Genomic DNA, 23,469 nt, shown 5'->3' with positions numbered 1-23,469 from the left:
ACCAATATATAACCACAATATCTAATCATAAATCATGATGGCAATATCATTATCAGGTTTCAGGTAGATAACTTCAGATAAACAATTTAGTTTTTCTGATCTTTTTTCTGCTAATGCCTTTAATGCTATCTTTTCTGGGATATTTTTTAGTTATTATGCAGATGGCTCTTGGAATATCTGCTCATTTTAGAACACAACATCTATATATCATAATTAAATCTACATCATAGTACTTATTTGTGCATTATATGAGGAATATCTATGGAACAGACTAAGATCCTACTTGATGAAAACGAGATGCCAAAAAAATGGTATAATATCCTTCCGGATATGCCCACTCCATTGGCTCCTCCACTTAATCCTGCAAATAATGAGCCACTAAATCCAGAGGACCTTGCTCCTCTTTTCCCTATGGAGCTCATCAAACAGGAAATGAGCAGTGAGAGATATATTGATATCCCTGATGAGGTTCTTGAGATCTACAAGCTCTGGAGACCTGCTCCTCTGTTCCGTGCACACAGGCTTGAAAAATTACTTGACACTCCTGCAAAGATCTACTACAAATATGAGGGTGTCAGTCCTGCAGGCAGTCACAAACCAAATACCTCTGTGGCACAGGTTTACTATAATATGAAAGAAGGCACCGAAAGGATAACCACCGAGACCGGAGCCGGTCAGTGGGGAAGCGCACTTTCACTTAGCTGTAATTATTTTGATATTGAATGTAAGGTCTATATGGTACGCTCCAGCTTCGAGCAGAAACCATACCGTAAATCCCTGATCAATCTCTGGGGTGCACAGGTAGTACCTTCTCCAAGTCCTGACACTGAGTTCGGACGTCACATGCTTGAGAAATATCCAGACACAACAGGCAGTCTTGGTATTGCTATCGGAGAAGCTGTAGAAGATGCTGTGAAGCACGATAACACAAAATATGCTCTTGGCAGTGTGCTCAACCACGTCATGTTACACCAGACTGTCATAGGTCTTGAAGCCCAGCAGCAGCTCGACAAGGTCGAGGAATATCCTGATATCGTCATCGGATGCTGTGGTGGTGGAAGTAACCTTGCAGGTATCAGCCTTCCATACATGAGGGATAAGATAGAAGGAACCCATGACCCACGTATCATTGCTGTGGAGCCTTCCGCATGTCCAACATTGTGTGATGGCAAGTTCCAGTATGACTATGGTGACATGGCAAAACTGACTCCACTCCTTAAGATGTATTCACTGGGATTCGATTTCATTCCACCAGCCATCCATGCAGGCGGCTTAAGGTACCACGGATGCTCACCGATAATCAGCCAGTTGACCGAAGACAAACTTATGGAAGCTACCAGCTATCATCAGGTAGAGGTATTCGAAGCAGGCGTCATGTTCGCCCGCAGTGAAGGTATCCCACCAGCACCGGAGTCCACCCACGCTATCAAATGCGCTATCGATGAGGCTCTCAAGTGCAAGCAGACCGGCGAAGAGAAGACCATCCTGTTCTGTCTCAGCGGTCACGGTCACTTCGATATGTACTCTTACGACAAGTACTTCAGCGGCCAGCTTAGCAACGATTAATTCTGGAAAGCGGCTTAACAGCCGTGTTCCTGCTCATTTTTATTTTAATTTCCTTCTATTATAATACTAATAGCATTACGTGCTCGCTTTTTTTGCTGTAGTTTGCTGTTTTAATAGCAACATTGACTGGGAATTTCTTCTTGTATATTTATGGTTCCGAACTCTTCGTTTTGAACCTATTGTTCTTACTTTCTGATCATCTATTCTATTCATTTTATACTTTCCTAAAATAAAATTCATCTGTGATCACCTTTATATGTTGTAAAATACTCGATTTAAGCCACATGAAATTAATTTTATTTTGAATATATATCTCATATCATGCAACTTTTGTTAGGTGGATGACCAAGATTCATGTACTTATAAAAACTCAAATAGGTAAAATTATGGTAAAAAAAGTAATACTCATAGTTTCCATTATTCTTGCTATTGCAATGATAGCGATCCCGGCATCAGCTGTGGACAATGGGGATCAACAGAATAATGGAACTCAAGGCCGCACATTCTTTGACATGTGGGGTGCATTATTTGGTGGTTTAGATAACTTAAGAGGGTCAAGTGGCAATGGTGAACAAATTCCTGGTCTCCAGGGTGATACCGGTCCAGCAGGTCCTCAAGGTGAGGTCGGTCTTCAGGGCGAACAAGGCTCGCGGGGTTCACGAGGTCCAACGGGTCCACAAGGTGAGCAGGGTTTAACAGGTCCACAGGGCGAACCTGGTCTTACTGGTCCTAAAGGAGATACTGGTGCTCAAGGTCCTCAGGGAATTCAGGGCGAACCTGGTCTTACTGGTCCTAAAGGAGATACTGGTGCTCAAGGTCCTCAGGGAATTCAGGGCGAACCTGGTCCTCAGGGTCCAGCAGGGGAGATACCTGCATCTGTAGGCAACACAGGTGGAGGTCAATATCATGAAAACAGAGATCCCTATGTAGGTATAAATTACATTATTGCCCTTGATGGAACTTATCCTCCTCGTGATGGTGGATATCCAGCCGAAGGTCCATATATTGGTGAAATTCGGATGTTTGCCGGAAATTACGCGCCAAGTGGTTGGGCTTTCTGTAACGGACAAGTTTTGGCAATTTCCGAATATACGGCTCTGTATAGTATCATTAGTACATACTATGGTGGTGATGGACGAACCTATTTCAATCTCCCTGATCTCCGAGGACGTACTCCGGTACATGCAGGAACTGGAGTTGGACTTTCACCAGTATCATTGGGTCAAATAGGTGGACAAGAACGTGTGAACTTGGTGGTTTCGCAGATGCCAGAGCACAATCATGCTATAAATCCTGTCTAAGATGTTTGATGGCCTACACATAGGCTATCATTTCTTTTTTTTACACAGCAACGTTGACATTTTTAACGCCTTTTCAAAGCCAATGTGCTTTTTTTGTATGTTCTTATTTTTTTGTCAGAAGCTTGCATTCAAAGTTGTAATAATATTTTCTCATACTAACATCATAACAAAAACATTAAGTATTCCCAAATTCTTTTATAATATTACAATGGGGGAAGATGAGCATAAAATGTGGCTCCAGCAAGAGGTCGAAGACTGGAGCAGGGAAGGGATCGTTGACGATCATCAGGCGAAGCTGATACTATCAAAGTATGGTTTATCTGAGGCACCTTCCGAAATAGAACAGATGGATCAGAGGAAGGATACATCAAAGCTTGTCACAGTAATCTCAATATTGGGTGCCTTCCTGATCGGTATCGGCGCAATTCTATTTGTTGCATCGAACTGGCAAAAGATTCCTACCATTGTAAAAATGGTGCTTCTACTTGGTACAACGTATGGAACTTACTTCATTGGATGGGAATTGAAATTTAACAGGAGAACACATCCTGCAATGGGTGAAGCATTGCTTTTCCTTGCTTCGTTGTTCGTTGGTGCAACAATATTCCTGACTGCCCAGATATTCAATGTTAACGCGAATGAGCACTGGCTTGTACTTGTGTGGTTCCTTGCCATACTTCCGTTTGGTTACGCTTTCAGGTCTTCAATTATTATATCTTTGAATATAGTCACATTTGCTCTCTGGACAACGTTCTATATCTCGCAGGCCCGTTATCTTGCGCTGAGCAGCTTCGAGATATTCATGTTATACCTGCTACTTGGTATCAATCTTTATGGTCTTGGGCAAATGCATCTGAAATTTGAAAAATATGCACATTTCAGGATCATCCATCAGGGCTTTGGTCTGTTTTTCATCCTGATCTCATACTTCTATTTTAGTTTAGAAACACCTTATCGTGAGATCCTGACACGTTCCACGCCGGTAAACTGGCAGGTCCAGTTGTTCTTCCTGTTATTTGCAGTAACATCAGTTCTCTTTTTGATATCGAACATTTCAATGTACCGAAAGGTCAAGAATACAAAATACGAGCTCATCGTACTTGCACTAGCATTTTCAGGGTGGATAGGTGCATGGCTGCTAACCTTCTTCATAGATTCATTGACAACATCGGTCACAGAATATGGTTATACCTACACTCGAATAGACTCGACAATAGCTACATTATTATTCATTTTTTTCAACTTGATATTCTTCGTACTATCTATTGGCAGCATCCTGGTCGGATACTATAAGGCTACAGTGGCCTTTGTCAATATAGGAATGTCCTTCTTTGTGCTGGGTGTGCTGCATCTGTATTTTACAACTCTTTACGAGCTGTTGCCAAGGTCTCTTGCTTTCATTGCCGGAGGTTTGATCCTAATAATACTTGGCTGGTATATGGAGAATAAGAGGCGTTCGATCATAACCGATATCAAAGGGGGCACCGTCTTATGAATTCGAAAAGATTTGGTTTGCTTATGGTCTATTCACTGATCATCATCTCATTGATATTCCTGCCCAAAATGTTCACATTAAGTCTGGGTAAGGATATTTTACTAAAGACCGAACCTGTAGATCCAAGGGATGTATTCCGGGGAGATTATGTTAATCTTAACTATGAGATATCAACAATAGATCTTGATAAAACTCCTTTTGATCACGAATTTATGATGGGCGAATCAATATACGCCAAGCTTTCTGAAAAAGAAAAATACTGGACGATAGATTGGGTAAGCCATAGAAAACCTGATGTCAGTGATGAGGATGTCTGCATGAAAGGAGTGGTAACAAGTAGCTATGATGATACGCTGAACGTTAGGTGGGGCATTGAAAGCTACTTTGTACCTGAAGGGGATGGTATTCCAATACAGATGCAGATGGAAAACACATCAGTGATAGTTTCAGTTGGTCCGGATTGTTCAGCTGTGCTAAAACAGCTTTTGATAGACGATGAACCTGTTACATTTGAATAATTTATTTCGTCACCTGATCAATTTTCTTATTTTCAGATCAGCTTCGGACAAATATTATTCATTATACATTTGTCACACTTTGGCGATATGGGTCGGCAAATACTCTTTCCGAAAAGTACCATCAGCCCGTTGATATCTTTCCACGAATCCTTGTCGATCACATTTTCAAGCTCTATCTCCGTTTCCTCAGGAGTATCTGTTTCAACGAGTCCCATCCTGTTGGATATGCGATGTACATGAGTATCCACAGCAATAGCATCTTTGTCAAAAGCATAGGTGAGTACACAATTGGCTGTTTTCCTGCCAACTCCCGGGAGCTTAACAAGCTCATCGATGTCATCCGGAACGATGCCATCGTATTCTTCCAGAAGCACACGTGAGATCTCTATCAGACGCTGTGCCTTGACGTTATAGAATCCTACTTCCCTTATCAGTTCCCGAATTTCACCTACGTCGGCACTTGCCATTTTTTGGGGAGTGTCGAGAACAGAAAAGAGTTTCTGGGTTGTTGGGATCGTTACTTCATCCCGGGTTCGCTGGGACAATACTGTGGAAATAAGAAGGTAGTAAGGGTCCCTGTTGATGTGGAAATAACCTTTCGGATACAATTTCTTAAGGCGGGAAATGATCTCTTCGACGTCCATCAAATAGTGAAAGGTCCCTGGTAATTTAATCTTTTGTGGTAGCGCTAATTTTCCGGTCTTAAGAAATTACTTATACGATACTGGAGCAATCGCTGTAAAGTGATGTGAAATTCCCATGCTGATAAGAGAGCTTGACATTCCCGATGATATAATCCGTTTCTACGAAGATTCCGGTATAAAGGAGCTTTATCCTCCACAGGCTGAAGCTGTCGATAATGGTCTACTTGAAAGAAAGAACCTTCTTGCTGCAATACCAACTGCTTCAGGAAAGACGCTTCTGGCAGAGCTTGCAATGCTCAAGGCGATCCGTAATGGTGGGAAAGCACTATACATAGTTCCGCTTAGGGCTCTTGCTTCTGAGAAGTTCGATCGTTTCAGGGAGCTTGCACCCTTTGGTATCAAGGTTGGCATATCCACAGGTGATTTTGAATCAAGGGATGAATGGCTTGGTGTAAATGACATCATTGTAGCAACTTCTGAAAAGACCGATTCTCTTCTCCGCAATGGGACCTCATGGATGGAAGAGATCACAACGATCGTTGTTGATGAGGTCCACCTGCTGGATTCTAAGAACAGGGGGCCGACCCTTGAGGTCACCATAACAAAACTCATGCGTCTGAATCCGGATTGCCAGATAATCGCGCTGTCGGCCACTGTTGGCAATGCCCGGGAGATGGCAGACTGGCTTGATGCAGCTCTTGTCCTGAGCGAATGGAGGCCCACGGATCTGCATGAGGGTGTTTTCTTTGGTGAGGCCATCAACTTCCTGGGGAAACAAAAAAAGATCGAACGGCGGGACAAGGATAATGCCACGAACCTTGTGCTTGATACTATCATTGAAGGTGGGCAATGCCTTGTTTTTGAGAGCAGTCGCCGTAATTGTACGGGATTTGCAAAATCTTCTTCGAACAAGGTTGTGAAATTGCTCGACAATGATGTTCGCGGGAAACTTGCTCAGATGGCGGAAGAGGTGGAATCCACCGGGGAAACTGATACTGCAAAGGTGCTTGCAAATTGTATAAGGAAAGGTGTTGCTTTCCATCATGCAGGACTTAACTCATCCCACAGGAAGATCGTGGAAGACGGGTTCAAACAAAATGTTATCAAGGTCATATCCAGCACTCCGACGCTGGCAGCCGGCCTGAACCTTCCTGCCAGAAGGGTGGTCATCAGGAACTATCGCAGGTTCGATTCAAATTTCGGGATGCAACCGATCCCTGTGCTTGAATATAAGCAGATGGCCGGAAGGGCGGGACGTCCTCATCTCGATCCTTATGGGGAGTCCGTGCTGCTTGCTAAGGAGTATGCGGAATTCGAGCAGTTGCTGGAAAATTATGTGGAAGCTGATGCAGAGGATATATGGTCGAAGCTTGGTACTGAAAATGCTCTGAGGACACACGTTCTTTCCACCATTGTGAATGGCTTTGCATCTGACCGGGCAGAGCTGATGGAATTCATGGGTGCGACGTTCTTTGCATTCCAGCAGGATACCTGGAGCCTTGAGGATGTTATTGACGATTGTATCGATTTCCTGGCTGACAATGACATGATCGTGAAGAATGAAATGCCGGATTCGATCTCTTTAAGCTCGACCCAGCTCGGAAAGCTTATCTCGATGCTTTATATTGATCCGATGTCAGGGGCAAAGATCGTGGACGGGCTGAAAAAGGCTGTCAATGTTACTGATCTTACGCTTCTTCATTTGATATGCAGTACGCCTGACATGAGGCAGTTGTACATGCGCAGTGGTGATTACGTGAAGATCAATGATTTTGTGATGTCGCATAGTGATGATTTCATTGAGGTTCCGAATCAGTTCAAGGAAATCGATTATGAGTGGTTCCTTTGTGAAGTGAAGACTGCAATGCTGCTGGACGAATGGATCAGTGAGATCCCTGCAGATGACATCACGCAGCACTTCAATGTTGGCGAGGGGGATATCCATGCCCTTGCGGACACCGCAGAGTGGTTGATGCATGCTACCACAAAACTGGCGGAACTTCTCGGCGTGAAGTATTCGGCCTATGCACGCGGACTTGAGAAGCGGATACATTACGGCGCCAGCCCGGAGCTCATGGAGCTTGTTGGTATCAGGGGAGTTGGACGTGTGCGTGCACGTAAGCTCCACAAAGCCGGATTTGTTTCACTTGCAGAACTTAAAAAGGCCGATTATTCCGTGCTATCCAAACTGGTGGGTCCGAATGTGGCTGCAAATATCCTTTCGAACATCGGGGTCCGTGTCAGGAAACAGGTGGATAAGGGCACACCTATAAATTCAAATACTCTAGATACATTACTTGACAAAGACCAGAAAACATTCAGTGATTTCCAGTAATGTTAAAATAATTTCATGTGGACAAACCTGCGATCTGTGATGCAGTTTCTGTCCTTTCTAACCTTAATGACGAGATGATCACATGCTGTATAAACACCTATCCGATGTCACCGAAGAAGAGATGGATAAGCTTCTTGACCGCACAGGAGAGCTGATGGACGTATCTGAAACCGTTTCAGCTATACTTCATGACGTGCAGGAAAAAGGTGACGATGGGCTACGTGAATACACGAAGAAGTTTGACAAAGCAGATATCCAGGCCATAGAAGTTACCCCTGAAGAGATCGAAGAGGCAATGGCACTTGTTGATGCCGAACTTATCAGACATCTCAAGATCGCAGCAGAGAACATCAGGAACTTCCATGCAGCACAACTTCCGCAGAAGACATGGTTCATCGAACCTTCTCCCGGCATCAAGCTTGGTCAGATGGCTACTCCTCTTGCATCGGTTGGTGCTTATGTGCCGGGTGGCAGGGCTTCCTATCCTTCAACTGCACTCATGACCATCATTCCTGCAAAAGTTGCAGGTGTCAAAAGCGTTGTAATGTGCACACCACCGGGTCCGGATGGCAAGATCAATCCGCTTACACTTGCAGCAGCTAAGGTTGCAGGTGCAGATCATATTTACAAGCTTGGCGGTGTTCAGGCAATCGCAGCAATGGCCTATGGTACAGAATCTGTTTTGAAGATCGATAAGATCGTGGGACCCGGAAATGTCTTTGTTACCGTTGCCAAGATGATGGTGCGCGATAAGGTCGAGATCGATTTCCCTGCAGGTCCAAGTGAAGTGCTTATTATTGCCGATGATTCTGCCGATGCTGCTATGATCGCATCCGATATCCTTGCACAGGCAGAGCATGATCCAAAGTCAGTTTCAGTACTTGTGACAACATCTTCTGAGCTTGCAGAGCAGACGAACGCTGAGGTCAAAAAGCAGGCTGATGTTGCTGTCCGCAAAGAGATCGTGGACACATCACTTGAGAATGCAGCTATCATCGTTACCGATACCATGGATGAGTGTATTGATATCTCCAACGATTTCGCACCTGAACATCTTGAGATCATGGTGATGGATGACGATTCCGTACTAGAGAAGATCGAGAATGCAGGCTCCATTTTTGTAGGTAACTATGCTCCAGTGGCAGCAGGTGATTATGCATCAGGTACGAACCACGTACTTCCGACAGCTGGGTATCCTAAGATATATTCCGGTCTGAACATCCACCACTTCCTGAAGTATTCTACCATACAGAAGATCTCGAAGGAAGGCTTAAGCTCTATCGGGGATACGATAATCTCTCTTGCTGAAAAGGAAGGGTTGCAGGCGCATGCTGATTCTGTAAAACTTCGCCTCAATGATTAATCGGGCTCTAAAGAATTTTTCAGTCGTTAATTATTTAATAGGTCGCAGATTAATAATTAATTTGATAAGTTATATCAAACTGTTTCAATATAATGAGGTGTTCCTATGAAAATTAGAGTTGTAAGCAAAAGAGATGAAATTCAAAATCTTGACACCGGTGAAAAAGTGATCCATCTTGCATTCAGACCATCGAATGAGGATATCTTCAATCTCATAAAAAGATGCAAGGATGTAGAAGTTATCCAGATACCTACATCATACCGCCGCACTGTTTCCAAATCGATTGAAATGTTCCTGGAAATGCAGAAGATAAAGCTTGTTGAAGGCGATGTCTGGGGACACAGGAAGGACATCAATGAGTACTACAGCATCTCACCTGCGATCATTGAGAAGATCAAGGAGATGAAATCTGAAGGAATTGTAAATGATGATATTGCTGCGAAGCTTTCACGTGAAGGAAAACTGAACAAGGAAATGCTTCTATATATTCTGGACAAAAGCTGATCTTTTCATGTTACTCAGTTTTCATTGGGTAACCTCTTCTTTCTTTTCAATAGGCATTTTTGTACACGTTGTGCTATTTTCCAGTTCAAGATAGCTTTTGTTCTGAGCATCTCTTTGTAATCCCGGAAGATACGCATATCAATCTATTTATTATATCAGGTTCTTACCATCAGCAAAATAGAAATTGAGGATATCTGGTAATATGGCTCAAAAATACGGAAAAGTATATCTTGTAGGCTCAGGTCCCGGCGACCCTGAACTGATGACCGTGAAAGCTCGCAGACTTATGGATACAGCTGATGTCATAGTATATGACCAGCTTCCGGGAAAGCAGATCCTGGATACCATGCCGGAGGCAGCTGAGAAGGTAGATGCAGGCAAGCATGCAGGCGATCACACACTTACTCAGAGCGAGATCAACGATGTGATCGTTGAGAAGGCAAAGGAAGGCAAGAATGTGCTTCGTCTTAAGGGAGGCGACCCATACATGTTCGGTCGTGGTGGAGAAGAGGCCGAGGAACTTGTCAAAGCAGGCATTGAGTTCGAAGTTGTACCCGGCATAACATCTGCACTGGCAGCTACCGCTTATGCAGGTATTCCTGTAACTCACAGGGACCATGCTTCAATGGTGACATTCATCACCGGACATGAGGACCCTACCAAAGCAGAAACAGCTCTTGACTGGGAGACACTTGCAGCTTTTGGTGGCACTATCGTTATCTTCATGGGAGTCAAGATGCTTGAGCGCAACATGAACGAGCTCATGAAATTCGGTAAGGATCCAAATACCCCTGTTGCAATGGTAGAAAGGGGAACACGTCCTGACCAGCGCGTGACCATCGGTACAGTTGAGACAATCGCACAGATCTCAAAGGACCAGAATGTAAAAGCACCGGCACTTACTGTAATTGGTGATGTTGTCAAGCTCCATGAGATACTGGGTTCCCAGATCTAAAGTTCTCGAACGCCATCTGATAGTAAATTGATATTTGATATTTGATAATTAAGAGATGTTCATATGGATGCAACTGATCGTAAGCCTGTTATTGCAATCATGAGGCCTCAGGGATATGTTGAGGGTTCCAGAAAACTTGCGGAATCTTTTGGTTTCGATGTAGTGGCTGTTCCCATGATCGAGCTTGAGGCTATGGAAGACGAGTACTTTGGCACTTTCGCAGAGAACGTATTCTCCGGCATATCCGATTATGTGATATTTACAAGTGCTAATGGTATTGATTTTACCCTGGAGAAGATCCCGGTGGACAGGCGTGATGAATTCATCGAAGCGCTCAACATCACCAAAGTTATTGCTATTGGTCCAACGACCCGGAAGCAACTGGAAAACCTTGGTATCGAAGTAATGGGAATGCCAGGTGTCTACAGTTCAGAAGGACTTGTGGAATTCCTCTGTCCTGAAGTTAAGGGTAAGAACATAGATACTGCAAGGAGCGCATACGGTTCAAAACTGCTGATAACCGGACTTCGTGATTGTGGTGCGAACGTTCTTGAGACAAAGGTTTACACCCTGACAATGCCCAAAGGGCCATTGCAGGAGGAGCTTATTACCAGAAGTCTCAACAAAGAGATCGATGTCTTTGCATTCACAAGCTCCATGATGGTGCGCAGTTTCTTCGACCAGGCAGCAGCAATGGGTGCAGGTGAAAAGATCAGGGAAGTGCTTGCCGATTCACTTGTGGCTGCGATCGGAATTCCTACGGCCAATACATTGAAGGAATATGATGTTGAAGTGAACGTCACACCGGATGAATACACTTTCAAAGAGATACTCAAGGTTGCAAAAGCAGCACTTGATAACAACTAAATTATAAATTTAAAATAAAAAACGAAAATTTGATCATTAACTAATATTGCAGGAGGATCACAATGATAGGAATTTCAAAACTCTATTGCGGAACTGTTGAACCATCAGACGCCCTTCGTTACGGGCGGGATTCAAAACGACTTCCTTCACACCTGCTGCAATTTGCAAAGGACAAGAAGCCCGTAGTCGTTTGGAATGTGACCAGACGCTGCAATCTTCGCTGTGTTCACTGTTATGCACAATCAAAGGACATTGATTACAAGGACGAACTTACCACCGAGCAGGGTAGGGAACTGATCGATGACCTTGCAGAGTTCGGCTCCCCTGTGATACTTTTCTCAGGAGGCGAACCGCTGATGCGCAAGGACCTTCCTGAGCTTGCCGAATACGCGATATCCAAAGGAATGCGTGCGGTAATTTCCACCAACGGCACTCTTATTGACGAGGAAATGGCAAAGACGCTCAAGAAGATCGGTCTTTCCTATGTGGGCATCTCCATTGATGGTGTGCGTGAGACCAACGACAAGTTCCGTGGCATGAAAGGAGCTTTCGATGATGCAATGGCAGGCCTTCGCAATTGCCAGAGAGAGGGTATCAAGGTGGGATTGCGTTTTACCATTAACAAGCAGAACGTTGCAGATATTCCTGCGATCTTCGACATGCTCGAGGAAGAGAACATCCCACGTATCTGCTTCTACCATCTGGTCTATGCCGGAAGGGGTACCAAGATCATCGATGAGGACCTTTCACTGGAAGATAGCCGCAAGACCGTCGACCTGATCATGGACCGCACAAAGCAGCTTCATGAGAAGGCAATGCCTGTCGAGGTACTGACAGTGGACAATCACTGTGATGGTCCATACATATACATGCGACTGGCAAAAGAGAACCCGGAACGTGCAGATGATGTCTACGAGCTCCTGCAGATGAACCGCGGTAATTCCACAGGAATTGGCTTTGGTTGCGTTTCATGGGACGGCTCAGTACACCCTGATCAGTTTTGGAGACACTACAGCTTCGGAAACGTGAAGGACAGGAAGTTCAGCGAGATCTGGACCGATCTTGACGATGAGCTCATGGCAGGCCTTAAGGACAGAAAACCTCTCATCAAGGCAAATGCCGACAGGTGTGCAAAGTGCAAATGGTTCGATGTCTGCAATGGCAATTTCCGTGTACGAGCCGAGGCTGTGTATGACAATGTCTGGGCAGATGACCCTGCATGTTACCTGACAAAAGAAGAGATCGGTTATTACGACGAAGAGTGAGATTATCGCTCTTCGTTTATTATTTTTATTATTTCTATTAACCAAGTTCGAAAGATGTAACCCCGTATATCGATTCTAGGGGAAGTTCCGGTTTTCCGTTCTTATACATCCTTACCGTTTTGAAAACGATTGACATTCCCTCATCTTCTGCCATTGAGACCGCATTCTTGTTTGGTTCGGGTATATCAAGATAGAACTTTTCATTCCCTGCGCTGCTTTTGAGGGCACTGAAAAGTTTTTGTGCTGTCTCATGATCATCTGCAAATAGTGGTCCCATCTTATATCCTTCAAAGCATTTTCGAATGACGCCGTATCCTTTTATAGTTCCATTATCCAGCACTGCAAAAGCATTGCTTTCGTTTTGTCGTACCCATGAGCGAAGGAAGTAAGGGCGTTTGCAGAAGAACATTCTTGAATCATATTCGACCAGATCATCAAAAGGGACATCTGAGATATTGGTAATCCCATCTGGTATATCTCCTCCTCCCGTTCCTTCATATCGCAAGTTGCTGTATAGTGTTCTGAATCCCATTCGATCACGATATTTTATTTCGTTCTCGACAACGCCATCTAGCCCGATAGTTCTATGGCCAAGATGGGTCAGACAGGCATTTGTCAATAACATTCCTATTCCTTTATCCCGGCATTCAGGTCGTACAACATAAAATCCCATAAAACCGTAGGAATTATCGTAAGCGACAGCAGATGCACTACCAAGGAACTCTCCGTTCATTTCGGCAATAAAGAACCCTTTAGGATCAGTGTCATAGAAGATCTCTCCGTCATGGATTCCGGGGTTCCAGCCTTCAGAAGATGCCATTTCAATTGCAAAAGATACCTCTTCTTTATTCATGTTCCTGATGATTATATTATCTTTCAGTGAAGGGCTATCCCTTTTTCGATCTGTTATGCTCTCCCCCTCCTCAATAAAAAAAGAAGTTAAGACCCGGATCAGGTCTTAGTAACCAAGTTTATCCATTTCTGGCAGCACATCAGTGCTAATGTCAGTAAAGTTCTGGATGCCGCCGGTCCATGCTGCCATCATCATTGCGTCCAGGACCTCTGCTCTTGTAGCACCGTGCTTCTTGAGCTTCACGAGGATCTTCTTAGCACTGTTGGTATTGTTCTTTGAACATGCTATGGCAAAGACCATCAGGTGCTTGTTCTTCATTGAAAGTCCGTCTTCCCTGTCCTTCCAGATGGCCTTGTAGAATCCCGCAAGTCCCTGTCCGAAGTCATCGTCCATCTCCTTTGCCATCTTGATGGCCTTTGGCATGGAGCCTTTGACCTGCTTTATTTCTTCTGTATTTCCTGTCATTGATATCACCTGATCTGTGTCCAGTCGGTTACTGCTGCAGGCGGGTTGAATACCCTTGCAGAGAGTTCCTTATCGATAATGAACAGGCCGTTGCCTTCCTCGCCTGCAAGTTTGAGCTTGTCGATGATCTCATTGTCATTGCCCTCTTCCTCGATCTGCTCGGTGATGTACCACTGGAGGAAGATGTGGGTTGCATGGTCCTTCTCTTCGATGGCAAGGTCCACGAGATCATTGATGGATTTTGTGATGAACTGCTCATGTTCAAGGGTTGCATAGAGCATGTCCAGTGCACTGCCGAACTCCTGTGGTGGTTCATCGATCTGCATGAGTTTGACAGGTGCTCCCTGATCGTTAACATAGTTGTAGAGCTTCATAGCATGCAACATCTCTTCCTGGTACTGGACCATGAACCAGTTCGCAAATCCGTTAAGCCCGATGTTAGAGCTGTGAGCTGACATTGCCATGTAAAGATATGCGGAATACATTTCCTTGTTGATCTGCGTGTTAAGTGCATCTGTCATCTTTTCACTTATCATTTTAGAGACTCCTCCGTATCGATGTATTATTCTTCCATTCCGGAACTGGCTCCCCGATATTTCCGGTGTTCCCCCTGAGCCTCCGAATGGTATTTTTCTTCTGAAAGTACATTGAATTATAGTTTCAATCTGTATAAATGGTTATCTGTTTTGGCAGATTTGTCTGAAAAATAGGGTATTTATCGGTCAAAAAATAGAATAAATTATCCCTCGCTTTGACTCCCATCCTCTCAACAGTCTTTTAATTAAGCCTGTTGCATCTCATTCTCTTCTTATAAACATAAATGCAATTCCCAATATGATCAATGTCAGCACGGAACCGATAAAAGGCATCTCGGTAATTCCCCTATCGTTGATGTAGTTGATGCCGATGTTATTTTCAGAAACATTTGCAACGAGACCTTTGCCATTCTCGAATAGATGATTTCCACTCACGGTATTGTTATTGCTGGAATCTTCAAGGAACTTGCAATATTTGAAATCATGTGTTATGATATCAGTATTCACAGTTTTGTTATTGGATTGATTGAGGTTGATACCGTGATGGTCGTTCAAGTTTGCAGTATTATTAACAATCGTATTGAAGGTGGAGGATTTCAGGTATATTCCATGCATTTTGTTCGAGTTTGCAGTGTTTTCCTCGATACTGTTGTTACTGGTTTCATTCAGATAGATACCATATTGTTCGTTCGAGTTTGCAGTATTATTGATCAATGAGTTATGGTCGCTGTAATAATACAACATGATTCCGTGCTCATTATTCGAAGCAGTGTTGTTTCCCAGATAATTGCCCCAGGAAAATTCATTAAGATAAATTCCATGTTCACCGTTTGAATTTGCTGTGTTGCCTTCCAGCACGTTATAGTAGGAACGATCAAGGTATATTCCGTCACGTTTGTTGAAGTTTGCAGTGTTATTTATAAGTGTGAGATTTGAGGAGTCCCTAATGTAGATACCATGTTCGTTGTCCGAAGCTATGTTATTGCTAAACGTATTGTCGTTGCTATAAATGACCAAAACAATAGCAATCCCGTTGTTCGAAATATTGTTATTGTTAAATGTGTCATTAGAGCTTCCAATCATAAGAATTCCTCTTTCATTGTTCAATATAGTATTATTACTTAGCTTACTGTTGTCGGAACTCCCAAAAGAGATGGCGATACGGTTGTCTGATGCAGTATTATTACTCAGTACATTATTGCTGGAGTCCTCCAAACAGACACCTATGCTATTGTTTGACAATTGATTGTTAGTAATGGTACAACCCTGGACTTCGCTATCATTAGCGATAACAAATTCATGTCTTCCATCAAGATATATTCCATAGGCAGGACTGTTTTTTTCAGTGCCATTAGCACCTGTCACATTAAATCCGCTGATTGTCACGTTATTTACAGTTACATGAAATACAGGATCATCTGGGTTTACGGCTTGAACAGTCGTATCATCTGGATATCCAGATTCTGCTATTATTGTTAACTCCTTGTCCACATCAATGTTTTCTGAATACTTTCCAGGATTAACAAGGATTGTATCACCGTTGTTTGCAGTGTCGATGGCTGCTTGAATGGTAGTATAATCTGCATTCCCACTATCATCAACAGTAATCGTAGCTGCTGCTACACTATTCGATGTTATTATCAAAAAGATAATTGTTATTGCAATATAGAAGGTGTTACCTGATTTCATTTGCATTTATTCCCACGCCCAACATTGCCAATATATTTCAATTAAGTTGTATATGAAAACATCGCACAAATGTGTTAACTGTATGAATGTAGGGGCTGAACCATAGTTGCATTTACTCGATAAATATAGAATATGAGGGTGGGAGCTAACGAACTTTTATCAACTGGCTGTGATCCTAGCCTGGTAATCTCTCGGGGAATACGTCAACAACATTGCATCTATTTGAATCAATTTTCGGTAAAATCGATTTTTCGGTGAACTCTGCTAATGCTGGTTAAAAAAGGAATTTCGGTTTGAGTTGTCTAAGTCAATCTGTGGCCATCGACGCCTCCAGTCCGTACTTGTGCACGATCTTACCTTTCTTCGATAAGTACCAGTACATCACAAATGTGAGCATTGAGTCTGCTGCTATTCCTGCTGCGAACATCAATGTGATCAATTCCAATGTGGGTTTATATACTCCCATCTGGAAAAGAATGAAAAGAGCACCGTAGAATATGGTGTTCACCAAAACTGATTGGAACAACATGTATTCCGTTTTCCCTATTCCATAAAATATTGAATCTATGAGGTTGTTGTATGCGAATATGATGTAGAAAGGTAGTGATATCAGTACAAGGTGGAATATCACATCATAATTTCCCATATTCATTACATTCTTAATGAACGGTTCCCAGAGTGGTATTGTCACCAACCAAGCTGCAATTATTATGGTTGTGATCCCCATATATCCTCTGAAATTCCTGGTAATATTCTCCTCGCTTTTGGAACAATCACTTTTTATCAATTCACTCAGTTGTAGCACCGGAAGCAGTAACCATCCCCAGATGAAGCTATTAGTGACCCAGAATGTTCCCGGTTCGCTGATGATGTTTACCATTCTCACTACCATAAACATGAACGCTATATTCCTTATCAAAGTTTCAAGGCCGGAATAACCTGCAATTACCTTCCATTGTTTGAGCCAGCTAAAACTGACTCTGTCTTTCTGGAATATGTCTATATTCTCATTGTTCTTGAGCAGGACCAAAAAGACTGCCAAGAGGATGATGTTTACTATTATGTTGGTTATTGCGATACCATTTACTCCAAGGTTCAGAGAAAAATCAAGTTCTGAAATGAACAATGTATCCAATAGCATTGTGAGGACCATCTGGACTGCGAGCACGATGTAGATCAGTTTGTCTCTTCCTATAAGAAGAAGTACGAGCATTATGAACTTCCACATTGTCAGGAAGATATATGCTATCGTTTCCAGACGTATGTATGACACTGTAGCAGTCACCAAATTGGGGGTTTGTGCCATTGCCACTACCATCGGCTCGGCGAATATGGATATAAGCAGTGAAAGGGCGGTGTATATAGAGAATACCACTATCAAACTACCCTTTAGACGGTTCGTGAACTCGTTAGTATTCGATATTGCTTTTCCAAGTATGAAATAAAGTGGTAAAATCAGGGATTCCTGTAATATTTCGTAGAGAAGATTGACCCACATGAGTTGTGAGGCAATATTAATCCCCCAATCGTTCGGGAGATTTCCAAGGAAAAATATACGTACAGTCGTGTATGCCGTTGGTATCAAACCGGTCAAAAGAAGTGCTAAGAATAGACGCAAGTTAATTCTTTTGATTGATTCTATAGTTTTGTTCACGTTTTCACCTATTGATAAATTTAGGCGACTTGATCTTCATGATACTTTTACGAATAGCACAAGTTCCATCGAAAATTTCAACACCTCAAATCTTTTGCTGGTACGGATTCCGTCTACTTAATATTTTCTCTTTTATTTTATGTAAATTTTATAATGTTTTCATCTAAAATCTCTCTATATTTTTATCTGAATACAATATCATTAAAGTCGAATAATCAAGCATCAAGCGTCGTTCATCTCAAATGGTTTTATACCTTTGAGGAGTAGTACCTACAAGGATTATCATCGAGAGAATGAACATGGAAGATATCAAAAACAGAATTCTGGATAAGATCAAGCCATCAGATGAAGAAAGGGCACGTCTGACCAAAGTTGCCGATGAACTGATGTACAAGATCGATTGCATCACTTTTAAGGTCGGTCTGACCGGTGTGAAAACACAACTTGTAGGCTCAGCAGCCAGAGGTACCTGGATATCCGGAACCCATGACCTTGATATATTCATCATGTTCCCTGACACCACAAGCCGTGAGGACCTTGAGAGCTACGGTCTCTCCGTTGGTCGCCAGATAGCAAAAGAGGCACAGGAGTGGGATGAGCACTATGCAGAGCATCCTTATGTGAAGATGAAATACGGTGGCTTTGATGTCGATCTTGTTCCATGTTACAGTGTTTCCAGCGCATCATGCATCCTTTCTGCAGTGGACAGGACACCTTTCCATAATGAGTTCATAAAAGCTCATCTCAATGGTCGCGAGGATGATGTGCTGTTGCTCAAGCAGTTCATGAAAGGCACAGGTGTCTATGGCTCCGAGCTGAAGACCGAAGGATTCTCAGGTTATCTCACAGAGCTTCTGGTGATCAACTACGGTTCTTTCGAAAAAGTGCTGGAGGCTGCATCTGAGTGGCGCCCGGGTCTGCTTCTTGACCTGATGGAACACGGTGCCCAAAAATTTGAGGATCCGCTTGTTGTTATTGATCCCACTGACCCCAGAAGGAATGTTGCTGCTGCACTATCACTGGATAAGTTCTGCACGTTCGTCGATGCTTCCAGGAGCTTTCTTGAGAAACCCGATGAAACCATGTTCTTCGCTTCTCAGGAACCTCCCATATCCGACGCTGAACTGCTGGACAGGATGGACCTCCGTGGCACATCTCTGGTAGCGATCGTTTTCAAAACACCTGATGTCGTGGATGACATCTTCTACCCCCAGTTTGCCAAGATGGAGCACTCCATCGTTCCTCTGCTTGAGAAGAACGAGTTCACTGTCCTGAAGGCAGGCAAGTGGAGTGGCGAAGATTCCGTCGTCATCCTTGAGCTTATTTCAAAGACTCTGCCGGATGTGAAAAGGCATAGGGGTCCACCTGTATGGGTGCGAGCTCATGCTGAGGCGTTCAGGTCAAAGTATGTGGACAACCCGGACGCTTACTCCCTGACAATTCAGGATGGTTTCTATGTTGCTGAGATTCCTCGCAAACATACTGATGCAGTTGTATTTCTGGAATCCGAAGTTGGCAAATGTTCCCTTGGAAAGCATATTTCTAAGAGCGTAAGGGAAGGGTTCACAGTTCTTGAGGGTGAGCAGATCCTTGATCTGAAGGATGAGGGATTGCGAAGCTTCCTCAATGGCTGGCTCTGAGAGTCATCTGTAACGGTCTCTTGGAAATGATCGGAAAGTTAAATCTCATGACCGGTTTAGAGTTTCCCCGGTCTGCAAAGGTACTTCATATCGTTTGATGCCCTTCCACAATTCTTGCAATAGAATTTCGCATCTGTGACAAGTTCTTTGAATTCATCTCCCTTGTCTCTGATGTCCTCTTTTTTCCATGCACACATATTTTTTGACACACATAACACCTCTTGGAAATACACTTTAAAAAAAATAATGAAATGCAATATATATCAAGGTTTTATTAACATTAAAAGTTGGTGTTAGCACATTTAATGTATGAAATCAATATCAATAGGCGATTTTATTAATTCTGGCGCCTATTAATTACCTGTTAGGTCAATTGCTTTAGCTTATTTTTAAATTTGAATGTTTTCACTGATCTTGCTTCTCTACAGTTGTTCCAGAAAGCTTAATTCTCTTCAGGGACGAGGGAGAAATATATATCGCTGGCACCTTCCATTACCCTAAATCCTTTAGCAGTGATCATATAATCGCCTCTTTCATGTTGCTGGATGATCATCCCGCTATCCGAGAGCTTCTGGAGGTGAAACAAAAGGTTTCCTCCGCGAAGACCTGTAAGCTTGGAAAGGGCAGAGAAGCTCATTGACTGGCTGGAAACTGCTTTTAATATTTCGAAACGTTTTGTGTGACATAAGGGATCAAGCACGTCATCGATCACAGTTTGTGCCGGGATAAGTGATATGTCCTGCTTCTTGTCCTTCTTTGTCTCATATATCCTCAGAGACTGCATGAGGCTGACCTGTTTTTCAAAAAGGTCGGTTGCCTCGGCGAAGCAGATGTCACATTTATCGTAGGGCATTTCTTTCCTTAAGTTTTTGATATCTACGCGTTTTTTATCAATAACTTCACTGTCAACAGAAGGTTGCTTGATAAGGGCTGCATTCTTCTGCAACATATCTGTGAAAATAGGTCTGCATTGGTCAAGCCTGTCACATTTCTTGACCATATTCTTTGAAAGGCCTTTTTTTAGATCGTCAACGAGGTGCTTTTCCAGGACATTGGAATAATCATCTCGGACAAAAGCCAGAATGGATTCGAGATGTTCTCTGTTGGAATCTTCGGTAAATGTCCTGATATCCCTGTGGATCTCATCGAGTTTTTCCCTGATGTCTCCGAGTTCTGATTCACAATCTTCGTTCATAGTAGTGATTTTCTGCATATTGGTTATAAAGGTTTCCAGCACAACCATAATAGTCATTGGAGTTACCCGAATGTACTAAGTACATTACAATGCCGCTCAAGTATATATGGGTAACCTTTCAATTATTAATTGTGGTTCTAATCTTCCGGAAGACATGCAGCCATATAAAAACCTATTAAGGAGAGTAAAATATGAGCGTAAAAGAAGAAATCCATTCCCAGATCGTTGGAGCACTTGTAAATGCAACATTCCCTATAAACACACCTGAAGACCTTCTTGCAGCAATGCCTGCAGGTGCAGACACCAAATGTAAAGCAGGAGATGTCGAAATAACTGCAGGAGAAGCAGGTGCACTTCTTACATCAGAGGACTTCCCGATCGAAAGTGCGAAACAGATTGCAGATACTCTTGTTGAAAGGGCAGGGTTGTGATACCCACACCCTTTTGTACACAATATTTAAGATGTTTACAAGTTGATTGTTAATAAGAGTGGATAAGTAGGGATAAACAGATTCGAAGACCAACCCGAAGCTGTCGCTGCAGCAAAAGAACTGGGTAAGAATATTGCAGAATACCTGAAGTCAAAAGAATAAATCTGGAAATGACTTCATCCTACATTTTTTAAGATTTTGCTATTCTTATTGCCTAAATTGTTAGCGTACAAAAAATGGCAGTTAGCTATAACCCTGAAAGATCATGCGATGGGTATGAATTTAGAGAATGATAGAAGAGTGTGGAGGGAAAGGAGAATGTCTGACAAAAATGAGGGATCAGAGGACTTGTTTGAAAAGGTTTATACTATTCAGGATGCAGTGAAAGATGGTAAATTCATGGACCTTGATAAGGTCTTGAGTCCTAGTGGAAAAAGATTGGCTCCTCCGTTCTTTGGTTATGTGAGCATGGGTGTTATGGAGGCTGGAATGTTCGAGGAGGACGGAGATACGGTTAATATGCCAAATTTTTTGGACCTGATTCGGAATTGTAGTTTGCTTTTGAGAACATTAAGCCATGGTTTTGAGGATGCAGTTGAATCGAGTTATATCGGTGAGGTCGAGTTCCCTGATGGAAAAAAGAGGACCGTGAACATAGAAATACTCGAGGATGGGAATTTTACTTTGATGTTCCCACATGAAAAGTTATGAATATTAAACGAGAAATGAAGTTCAGGGGAGGCGATATTGAAGCTGATAAGCCTTTTACGCTTAATGGTCATGTAAGGGAGAGGCTGGAATGATGAGGGCAGAAGGTTTCTGTTAATGATAAAGCTTGCAAAGGTCCTTTTTTATAGTATATTTATCTGTACCAATTCAATGTTCGTACATTTTACCAACCCGCATCTTTATAAATTTGTACAACCTATTTTTTATATCAATTATAAGGTGGGAGTTCATGAAAACATTAGTATCATATATGTCACAGACAGGAAACACAAAGAAGATCGCAGAAGCTATTTATGATGAAATTGCTGATGAAAAGGAAATCAAAGACATCAAGGATCTAAGCAACTTTGAAGGTTATGACCTTGTCTTCGTAGGTTTCCCTGTATTACAATTTAATGTTCCGGAGAATGTTTCAAAAATAGTAAAAGAGAATGTAGCCGGTAAGGACATAGCATTCTTCATGACCCATGGTGTTCCTGAAGGATTTGAGGCCATTAAATCATGGACTGGATCATTAAAGGATATCGCAGCCAAGGGTAATTTACTTGGTACATTTGAGTGTCAGGGTGAAATTGCACAGCAAGTTCTTGATATGCTCGAAAAGTCCGATGACCCTGAGATGAAGGCATTTGCTGCGCTGGGACCAGCTGCAAAAGGACAGCCAGATGAAGCTCATCTTCAGAAAGCAAAGGATTTTGCAAAGGAAGTTCAGGCAAAGGTCCAGTGACCGAACATTTCTATTTTCATTTTTTTTAAATCTTTTTACATTTCCTTTGATCAATTTTGATTTTCAATCCTGCTTACTATTCTCAATGTCTAATAACTTTACAACCTCTAGTAGAGAATTGAGGGGATATAGTATTGTTGTGTATGGCAGAAGTGGATCTCTGAGCCTTGAAGCTCTCAAATAGATGAAAATGAATTTGAAATAAAGTACACGAATGTATTCATTCTGCAAGATCATCTATTCCCTTCGCATCTAGGGTGTGAAAAACCCATTCATCTTCTGCTTTAGCACCCATTTTCTCATAAAATTTCCTTGCAGGATTCCAGTCCAGAACTACCCAATCCATTGTCCCGCAATCTCTCTCTTTTGCAATCTTCGCACAATGTTTTAGAAGTGCTTCTCCAACCCCTAATCCGCGATATTTAGGATCGACATATATAGCTTCAATGTAGAGCCCGCGTTTTCCAATATATGCAGCAAAGTTGTGGAAATAGAGTGCTAATCCGGCGGGGTTGTTGTTGATCTCAGCTATCACTGCTTCGGCACATGGTTCTTTTCCGAATAAAGAAGTTTTCAGGTCATCTTCGGTTGCTGTCAGTGTGTGAGCTAATTTTTCGAATTCAGCAAGGGACCTGATGAAGATCATTATTTGGGCAGTGTCAATTTCGGTTGCAGGTCGGATAATTACTGGTGGAATCGAGAGATCTTGTTCCATAACTATACTGCTTAAGTCTTCA

General features: G+C 42.7%; 23 protein-coding genes. 14 read left to right on the top strand and 9 right to left on the bottom strand.

Features of this window, described 5'->3' with window-relative positions:
- Positions 1-261: 261 nt before the first annotated feature.
- The 4 genes from J7W08_RS06885 (at position 262) to J7W08_RS06870 (ending at position 4,880) form a co-directional block, all read left to right on the top strand.
- Positions 262-1,566, top strand: coding sequence for a TrpB-like pyridoxal phosphate-dependent enzyme (locus J7W08_RS06885; protein WP_233083805.1), 1,305 nt, complete (start codon positions 262-264; stop codon positions 1,564-1,566).
- Between the two features lie 386 nt (positions 1,567-1,952).
- The gene (locus J7W08_RS12270; RefSeq protein ID WP_233083804.1) at positions 1,953-2,867 is read left to right on the top strand and encodes a tail fiber protein; all 915 of its coding nucleotides are present in this window, start codon (positions 1,953-1,955) and stop codon (positions 2,865-2,867) included.
- Between the two features lie 208 nt (positions 2,868-3,075).
- Positions 3,076-4,362 carry a DUF2157 domain-containing protein gene (locus J7W08_RS06875; protein ID WP_233083803.1) on the top strand — a complete coding sequence of 429 codons (1,287 nt, stop codon included), beginning with the start codon at positions 3,076-3,078 and terminating at the stop codon, positions 4,360-4,362.
- A complete protein-coding gene (locus J7W08_RS06870) occupies positions 4,359-4,880 on the top strand; it encodes a GDYXXLXY domain-containing protein (RefSeq protein WP_233083802.1) in 522 nt (173 codons plus the stop codon). The genes J7W08_RS06875 and J7W08_RS06870 overlap by 4 nt, the downstream gene beginning before the upstream one ends.
- A 32-nt stretch (positions 4,881-4,912) precedes the next feature.
- On the opposite strand, the gene nth is transcribed toward J7W08_RS06870, so the two are convergent.
- Complete coding sequence (nth, locus tag J7W08_RS06865) at positions 4,913-5,524, bottom strand: endonuclease III (protein WP_233083801.1); 612 nt, start codon at positions 5,522-5,524, stop codon at positions 4,913-4,915.
- 115 nt (positions 5,525-5,639) lie between these two features.
- Between nth and J7W08_RS06860 the strand changes: the two genes are divergently transcribed.
- The 6 genes from J7W08_RS06860 (at position 5,640) to ahbC (ending at position 12,813) form a co-directional block, all read left to right on the top strand.
- Positions 5,640-7,859 (top strand): ATP-dependent DNA helicase, encoded by a 2,220-nt coding sequence (locus J7W08_RS06860; RefSeq protein ID WP_233083800.1) that lies wholly within the window; start codon positions 5,640-5,642, stop codon positions 7,857-7,859.
- 82 nt (positions 7,860-7,941) lie between these two features.
- The gene (gene hisD, locus J7W08_RS06855; protein ID WP_233083799.1) at positions 7,942-9,222 is read left to right on the top strand and encodes a histidinol dehydrogenase; all 1,281 of its coding nucleotides are present in this window, start codon (positions 7,942-7,944) and stop codon (positions 9,220-9,222) included.
- A 105-nt stretch (positions 9,223-9,327) separates the two neighbouring features.
- Positions 9,328-9,726, top strand: coding sequence for a DUF1699 family protein (locus J7W08_RS06850; RefSeq protein WP_233083798.1), 399 nt, complete (start codon positions 9,328-9,330; stop codon positions 9,724-9,726).
- 202 nt (positions 9,727-9,928) lie between these two features.
- A complete protein-coding gene (gene cobA / locus J7W08_RS06845; protein WP_233083797.1) occupies positions 9,929-10,681 on the top strand; it encodes a uroporphyrinogen-III C-methyltransferase in 753 nt (250 codons plus the stop codon).
- Between the two features lie 63 nt (positions 10,682-10,744).
- A complete protein-coding gene (locus J7W08_RS06840) occupies positions 10,745-11,548 on the top strand; it encodes a uroporphyrinogen-III synthase (RefSeq protein ID WP_233083796.1) in 804 nt (267 codons plus the stop codon).
- A gap of 62 nt (positions 11,549-11,610) precedes the next feature.
- On the top strand, positions 11,611-12,813 hold the full coding sequence (gene ahbC, locus J7W08_RS06835) for a 12,18-didecarboxysiroheme deacetylase (protein ID WP_233083795.1): 1,203 nt from the start codon (positions 11,611-11,613) through the stop codon (positions 12,811-12,813).
- A gap of 37 nt (positions 12,814-12,850) precedes the next feature.
- Here ahbC and J7W08_RS06830 read toward each other — a convergent pair whose 3' ends face one another.
- From J7W08_RS06830 to J7W08_RS06810, 5 genes are all read right to left on the bottom strand, one after another.
- Complete coding sequence (locus tag J7W08_RS06830; RefSeq protein WP_233083794.1) at positions 12,851-13,666, bottom strand: GNAT family N-acetyltransferase; 816 nt, start codon at positions 13,664-13,666, stop codon at positions 12,851-12,853.
- A 105-nt stretch (positions 13,667-13,771) separates the two neighbouring features.
- On the bottom strand, positions 13,772-14,131 hold the full coding sequence (locus tag J7W08_RS06825; RefSeq protein ID WP_048195014.1) for a carboxymuconolactone decarboxylase family protein: 360 nt from the start codon (positions 14,129-14,131) through the stop codon (positions 13,772-13,774).
- A 5-nt stretch (positions 14,132-14,136) separates the two neighbouring features.
- Entirely contained in the window at positions 14,137-14,667 is a 531-nt protein-coding gene (locus J7W08_RS06820) for a ferritin (protein ID WP_233083793.1), read from the bottom strand.
- Positions 14,668-14,928: 261 nt separating this feature from the next.
- Positions 14,929-16,362 (bottom strand): NosD domain-containing protein, encoded by a 1,434-nt coding sequence (locus J7W08_RS06815; RefSeq protein WP_233083792.1) that lies wholly within the window; start codon positions 16,360-16,362, stop codon positions 14,929-14,931.
- Between the two features lie 301 nt (positions 16,363-16,663).
- Entirely contained in the window at positions 16,664-18,010 is a 1,347-nt protein-coding gene (locus J7W08_RS06810) for an MATE family Na+-driven efflux transporter (protein WP_375141043.1), read from the bottom strand.
- 299 nt (positions 18,011-18,309) lie between these two features.
- Between J7W08_RS06810 and cca the strand changes: the two genes are divergently transcribed.
- Positions 18,310-19,650, top strand: coding sequence for a CCA tRNA nucleotidyltransferase (gene cca / locus J7W08_RS06805; protein WP_233083790.1), 1,341 nt, complete (start codon positions 18,310-18,312; stop codon positions 19,648-19,650).
- 56 nt (positions 19,651-19,706) lie between these two features.
- On the opposite strand, the gene J7W08_RS06800 is transcribed toward cca, so the two are convergent.
- Together J7W08_RS06800 and J7W08_RS06795 are read right to left on the bottom strand one after the other, a co-directional pair.
- Positions 19,707-19,859, bottom strand: a complete 153-nt coding sequence (locus J7W08_RS06800; protein ID WP_233083789.1) for a hypothetical protein — start codon at positions 19,857-19,859, stop codon at positions 19,707-19,709.
- Positions 19,860-20,092: 233 nt separating this feature from the next.
- Positions 20,093-20,845, bottom strand: coding sequence for a winged helix-turn-helix domain-containing protein (locus tag J7W08_RS06795; protein ID WP_233083788.1), 753 nt, complete (start codon positions 20,843-20,845; stop codon positions 20,093-20,095).
- Positions 20,846-21,036: 191 nt separating this feature from the next.
- On the opposite strand from J7W08_RS06795, the gene J7W08_RS06790 reads away from it, so the two are divergent.
- From J7W08_RS06790 to J7W08_RS06780, 3 genes are all read left to right on the top strand, one after another.
- Positions 21,037-21,276: an MTH865 family protein gene (locus J7W08_RS06790; protein ID WP_233083787.1), complete on the top strand. Its 240-nt coding sequence runs from the start codon at positions 21,037-21,039 to the stop codon at positions 21,274-21,276.
- A 318-nt stretch (positions 21,277-21,594) separates the two neighbouring features.
- Entirely contained in the window at positions 21,595-21,987 is a 393-nt protein-coding gene (locus J7W08_RS06785; RefSeq protein ID WP_233083786.1) for a hypothetical protein, read from the top strand.
- A 247-nt stretch (positions 21,988-22,234) separates the two neighbouring features.
- Positions 22,235-22,732: a flavodoxin family protein gene (locus tag J7W08_RS06780; RefSeq protein ID WP_233083785.1), complete on the top strand. Its 498-nt coding sequence runs from the start codon at positions 22,235-22,237 to the stop codon at positions 22,730-22,732.
- A gap of 220 nt (positions 22,733-22,952) precedes the next feature.
- Here J7W08_RS06780 and J7W08_RS06775 read toward each other — a convergent pair whose 3' ends face one another.
- The gene (locus J7W08_RS06775; RefSeq protein WP_233083784.1) at positions 22,953-23,447 is read right to left on the bottom strand and encodes a GNAT family N-acetyltransferase; all 495 of its coding nucleotides are present in this window, start codon (positions 23,445-23,447) and stop codon (positions 22,953-22,955) included.
- Between the last annotated feature and the right edge of the window lie 22 nt (positions 23,448-23,469).

This window comes from Methanococcoides orientis (genome assembly GCF_021184045.1).
Taxonomy (GTDB): domain Archaea; phylum Halobacteriota; class Methanosarcinia; order Methanosarcinales; family Methanosarcinaceae; genus Methanococcoides; species Methanococcoides orientis.
Note: the sequence above shows the minus strand (reverse complement) of the source record. Positions and strands in the feature narration are given on the sequence as shown.

Bases quoted from the DNA above. Each gene is read 5' to 3' on its own strand.
- J7W08_RS06885 (WP_233083805.1), top strand. From the start codon at position 262: ATGGAACAGACTAAGATCCTACTTGATGAAAACGAGATGCCAAAAAAA.
- J7W08_RS12270 (WP_233083804.1), top strand. From the start codon at position 1,953: ATGGTAAAAAAAGTAATACTCATAGTTTCCATTATTCTTGCTATTGCA.
- J7W08_RS06875 (WP_233083803.1), top strand. From the start codon at position 3,076: ATGGGGGAAGATGAGCATAAAATGTGGCTCCAGCAAGAGGTCGAAGAC.
- J7W08_RS06870 (WP_233083802.1), top strand. From the start codon at position 4,359: ATGAATTCGAAAAGATTTGGTTTGCTTATGGTCTATTCACTGATCATC.
- nth (WP_233083801.1), bottom strand. From the start codon at position 5,524: ATGGACGTCGAAGAGATCATTTCCCGCCTTAAGAAATTGTATCCGAAA.
- J7W08_RS06860 (WP_233083800.1), top strand. From the start codon at position 5,640: ATGCTGATAAGAGAGCTTGACATTCCCGATGATATAATCCGTTTCTAC.
- hisD (WP_233083799.1), top strand. From the start codon at position 7,942: ATGCTGTATAAACACCTATCCGATGTCACCGAAGAAGAGATGGATAAG.
- J7W08_RS06850 (WP_233083798.1), top strand. From the start codon at position 9,328: ATGAAAATTAGAGTTGTAAGCAAAAGAGATGAAATTCAAAATCTTGAC.
- cobA (WP_233083797.1), top strand. From the start codon at position 9,929: ATGGCTCAAAAATACGGAAAAGTATATCTTGTAGGCTCAGGTCCCGGC.
- J7W08_RS06840 (WP_233083796.1), top strand. From the start codon at position 10,745: ATGGATGCAACTGATCGTAAGCCTGTTATTGCAATCATGAGGCCTCAG.
- ahbC (WP_233083795.1), top strand. From the start codon at position 11,611: ATGATAGGAATTTCAAAACTCTATTGCGGAACTGTTGAACCATCAGAC.
- J7W08_RS06830 (WP_233083794.1), bottom strand. From the start codon at position 13,666: ATGAATAAAGAAGAGGTATCTTTTGCAATTGAAATGGCATCTTCTGAA.
- J7W08_RS06825 (WP_048195014.1), bottom strand. From the start codon at position 14,131: ATGACAGGAAATACAGAAGAAATAAAGCAGGTCAAAGGCTCCATGCCA.
- J7W08_RS06820 (WP_233083793.1), bottom strand. From the start codon at position 14,667: ATGATAAGTGAAAAGATGACAGATGCACTTAACACGCAGATCAACAAG.
- J7W08_RS06815 (WP_233083792.1), bottom strand. From the start codon at position 16,362: ATGCAAATGAAATCAGGTAACACCTTCTATATTGCAATAACAATTATC.
- cca (WP_233083790.1), top strand. From the start codon at position 18,310: ATGGAAGATATCAAAAACAGAATTCTGGATAAGATCAAGCCATCAGAT.
- J7W08_RS06795 (WP_233083788.1), bottom strand. From the start codon at position 20,845: ATGAACGAAGATTGTGAATCAGAACTCGGAGACATCAGGGAAAAACTC.
- J7W08_RS06790 (WP_233083787.1), top strand. From the start codon at position 21,037: ATGAGCGTAAAAGAAGAAATCCATTCCCAGATCGTTGGAGCACTTGTA.
- J7W08_RS06785 (WP_233083786.1), top strand. From the start codon at position 21,595: ATGTCTGACAAAAATGAGGGATCAGAGGACTTGTTTGAAAAGGTTTAT.
- J7W08_RS06780 (WP_233083785.1), top strand. From the start codon at position 22,235: ATGAAAACATTAGTATCATATATGTCACAGACAGGAAACACAAAGAAG.
- J7W08_RS06775 (WP_233083784.1), bottom strand. From the start codon at position 23,447: ATGGAACAAGATCTCTCGATTCCACCAGTAATTATCCGACCTGCAACC.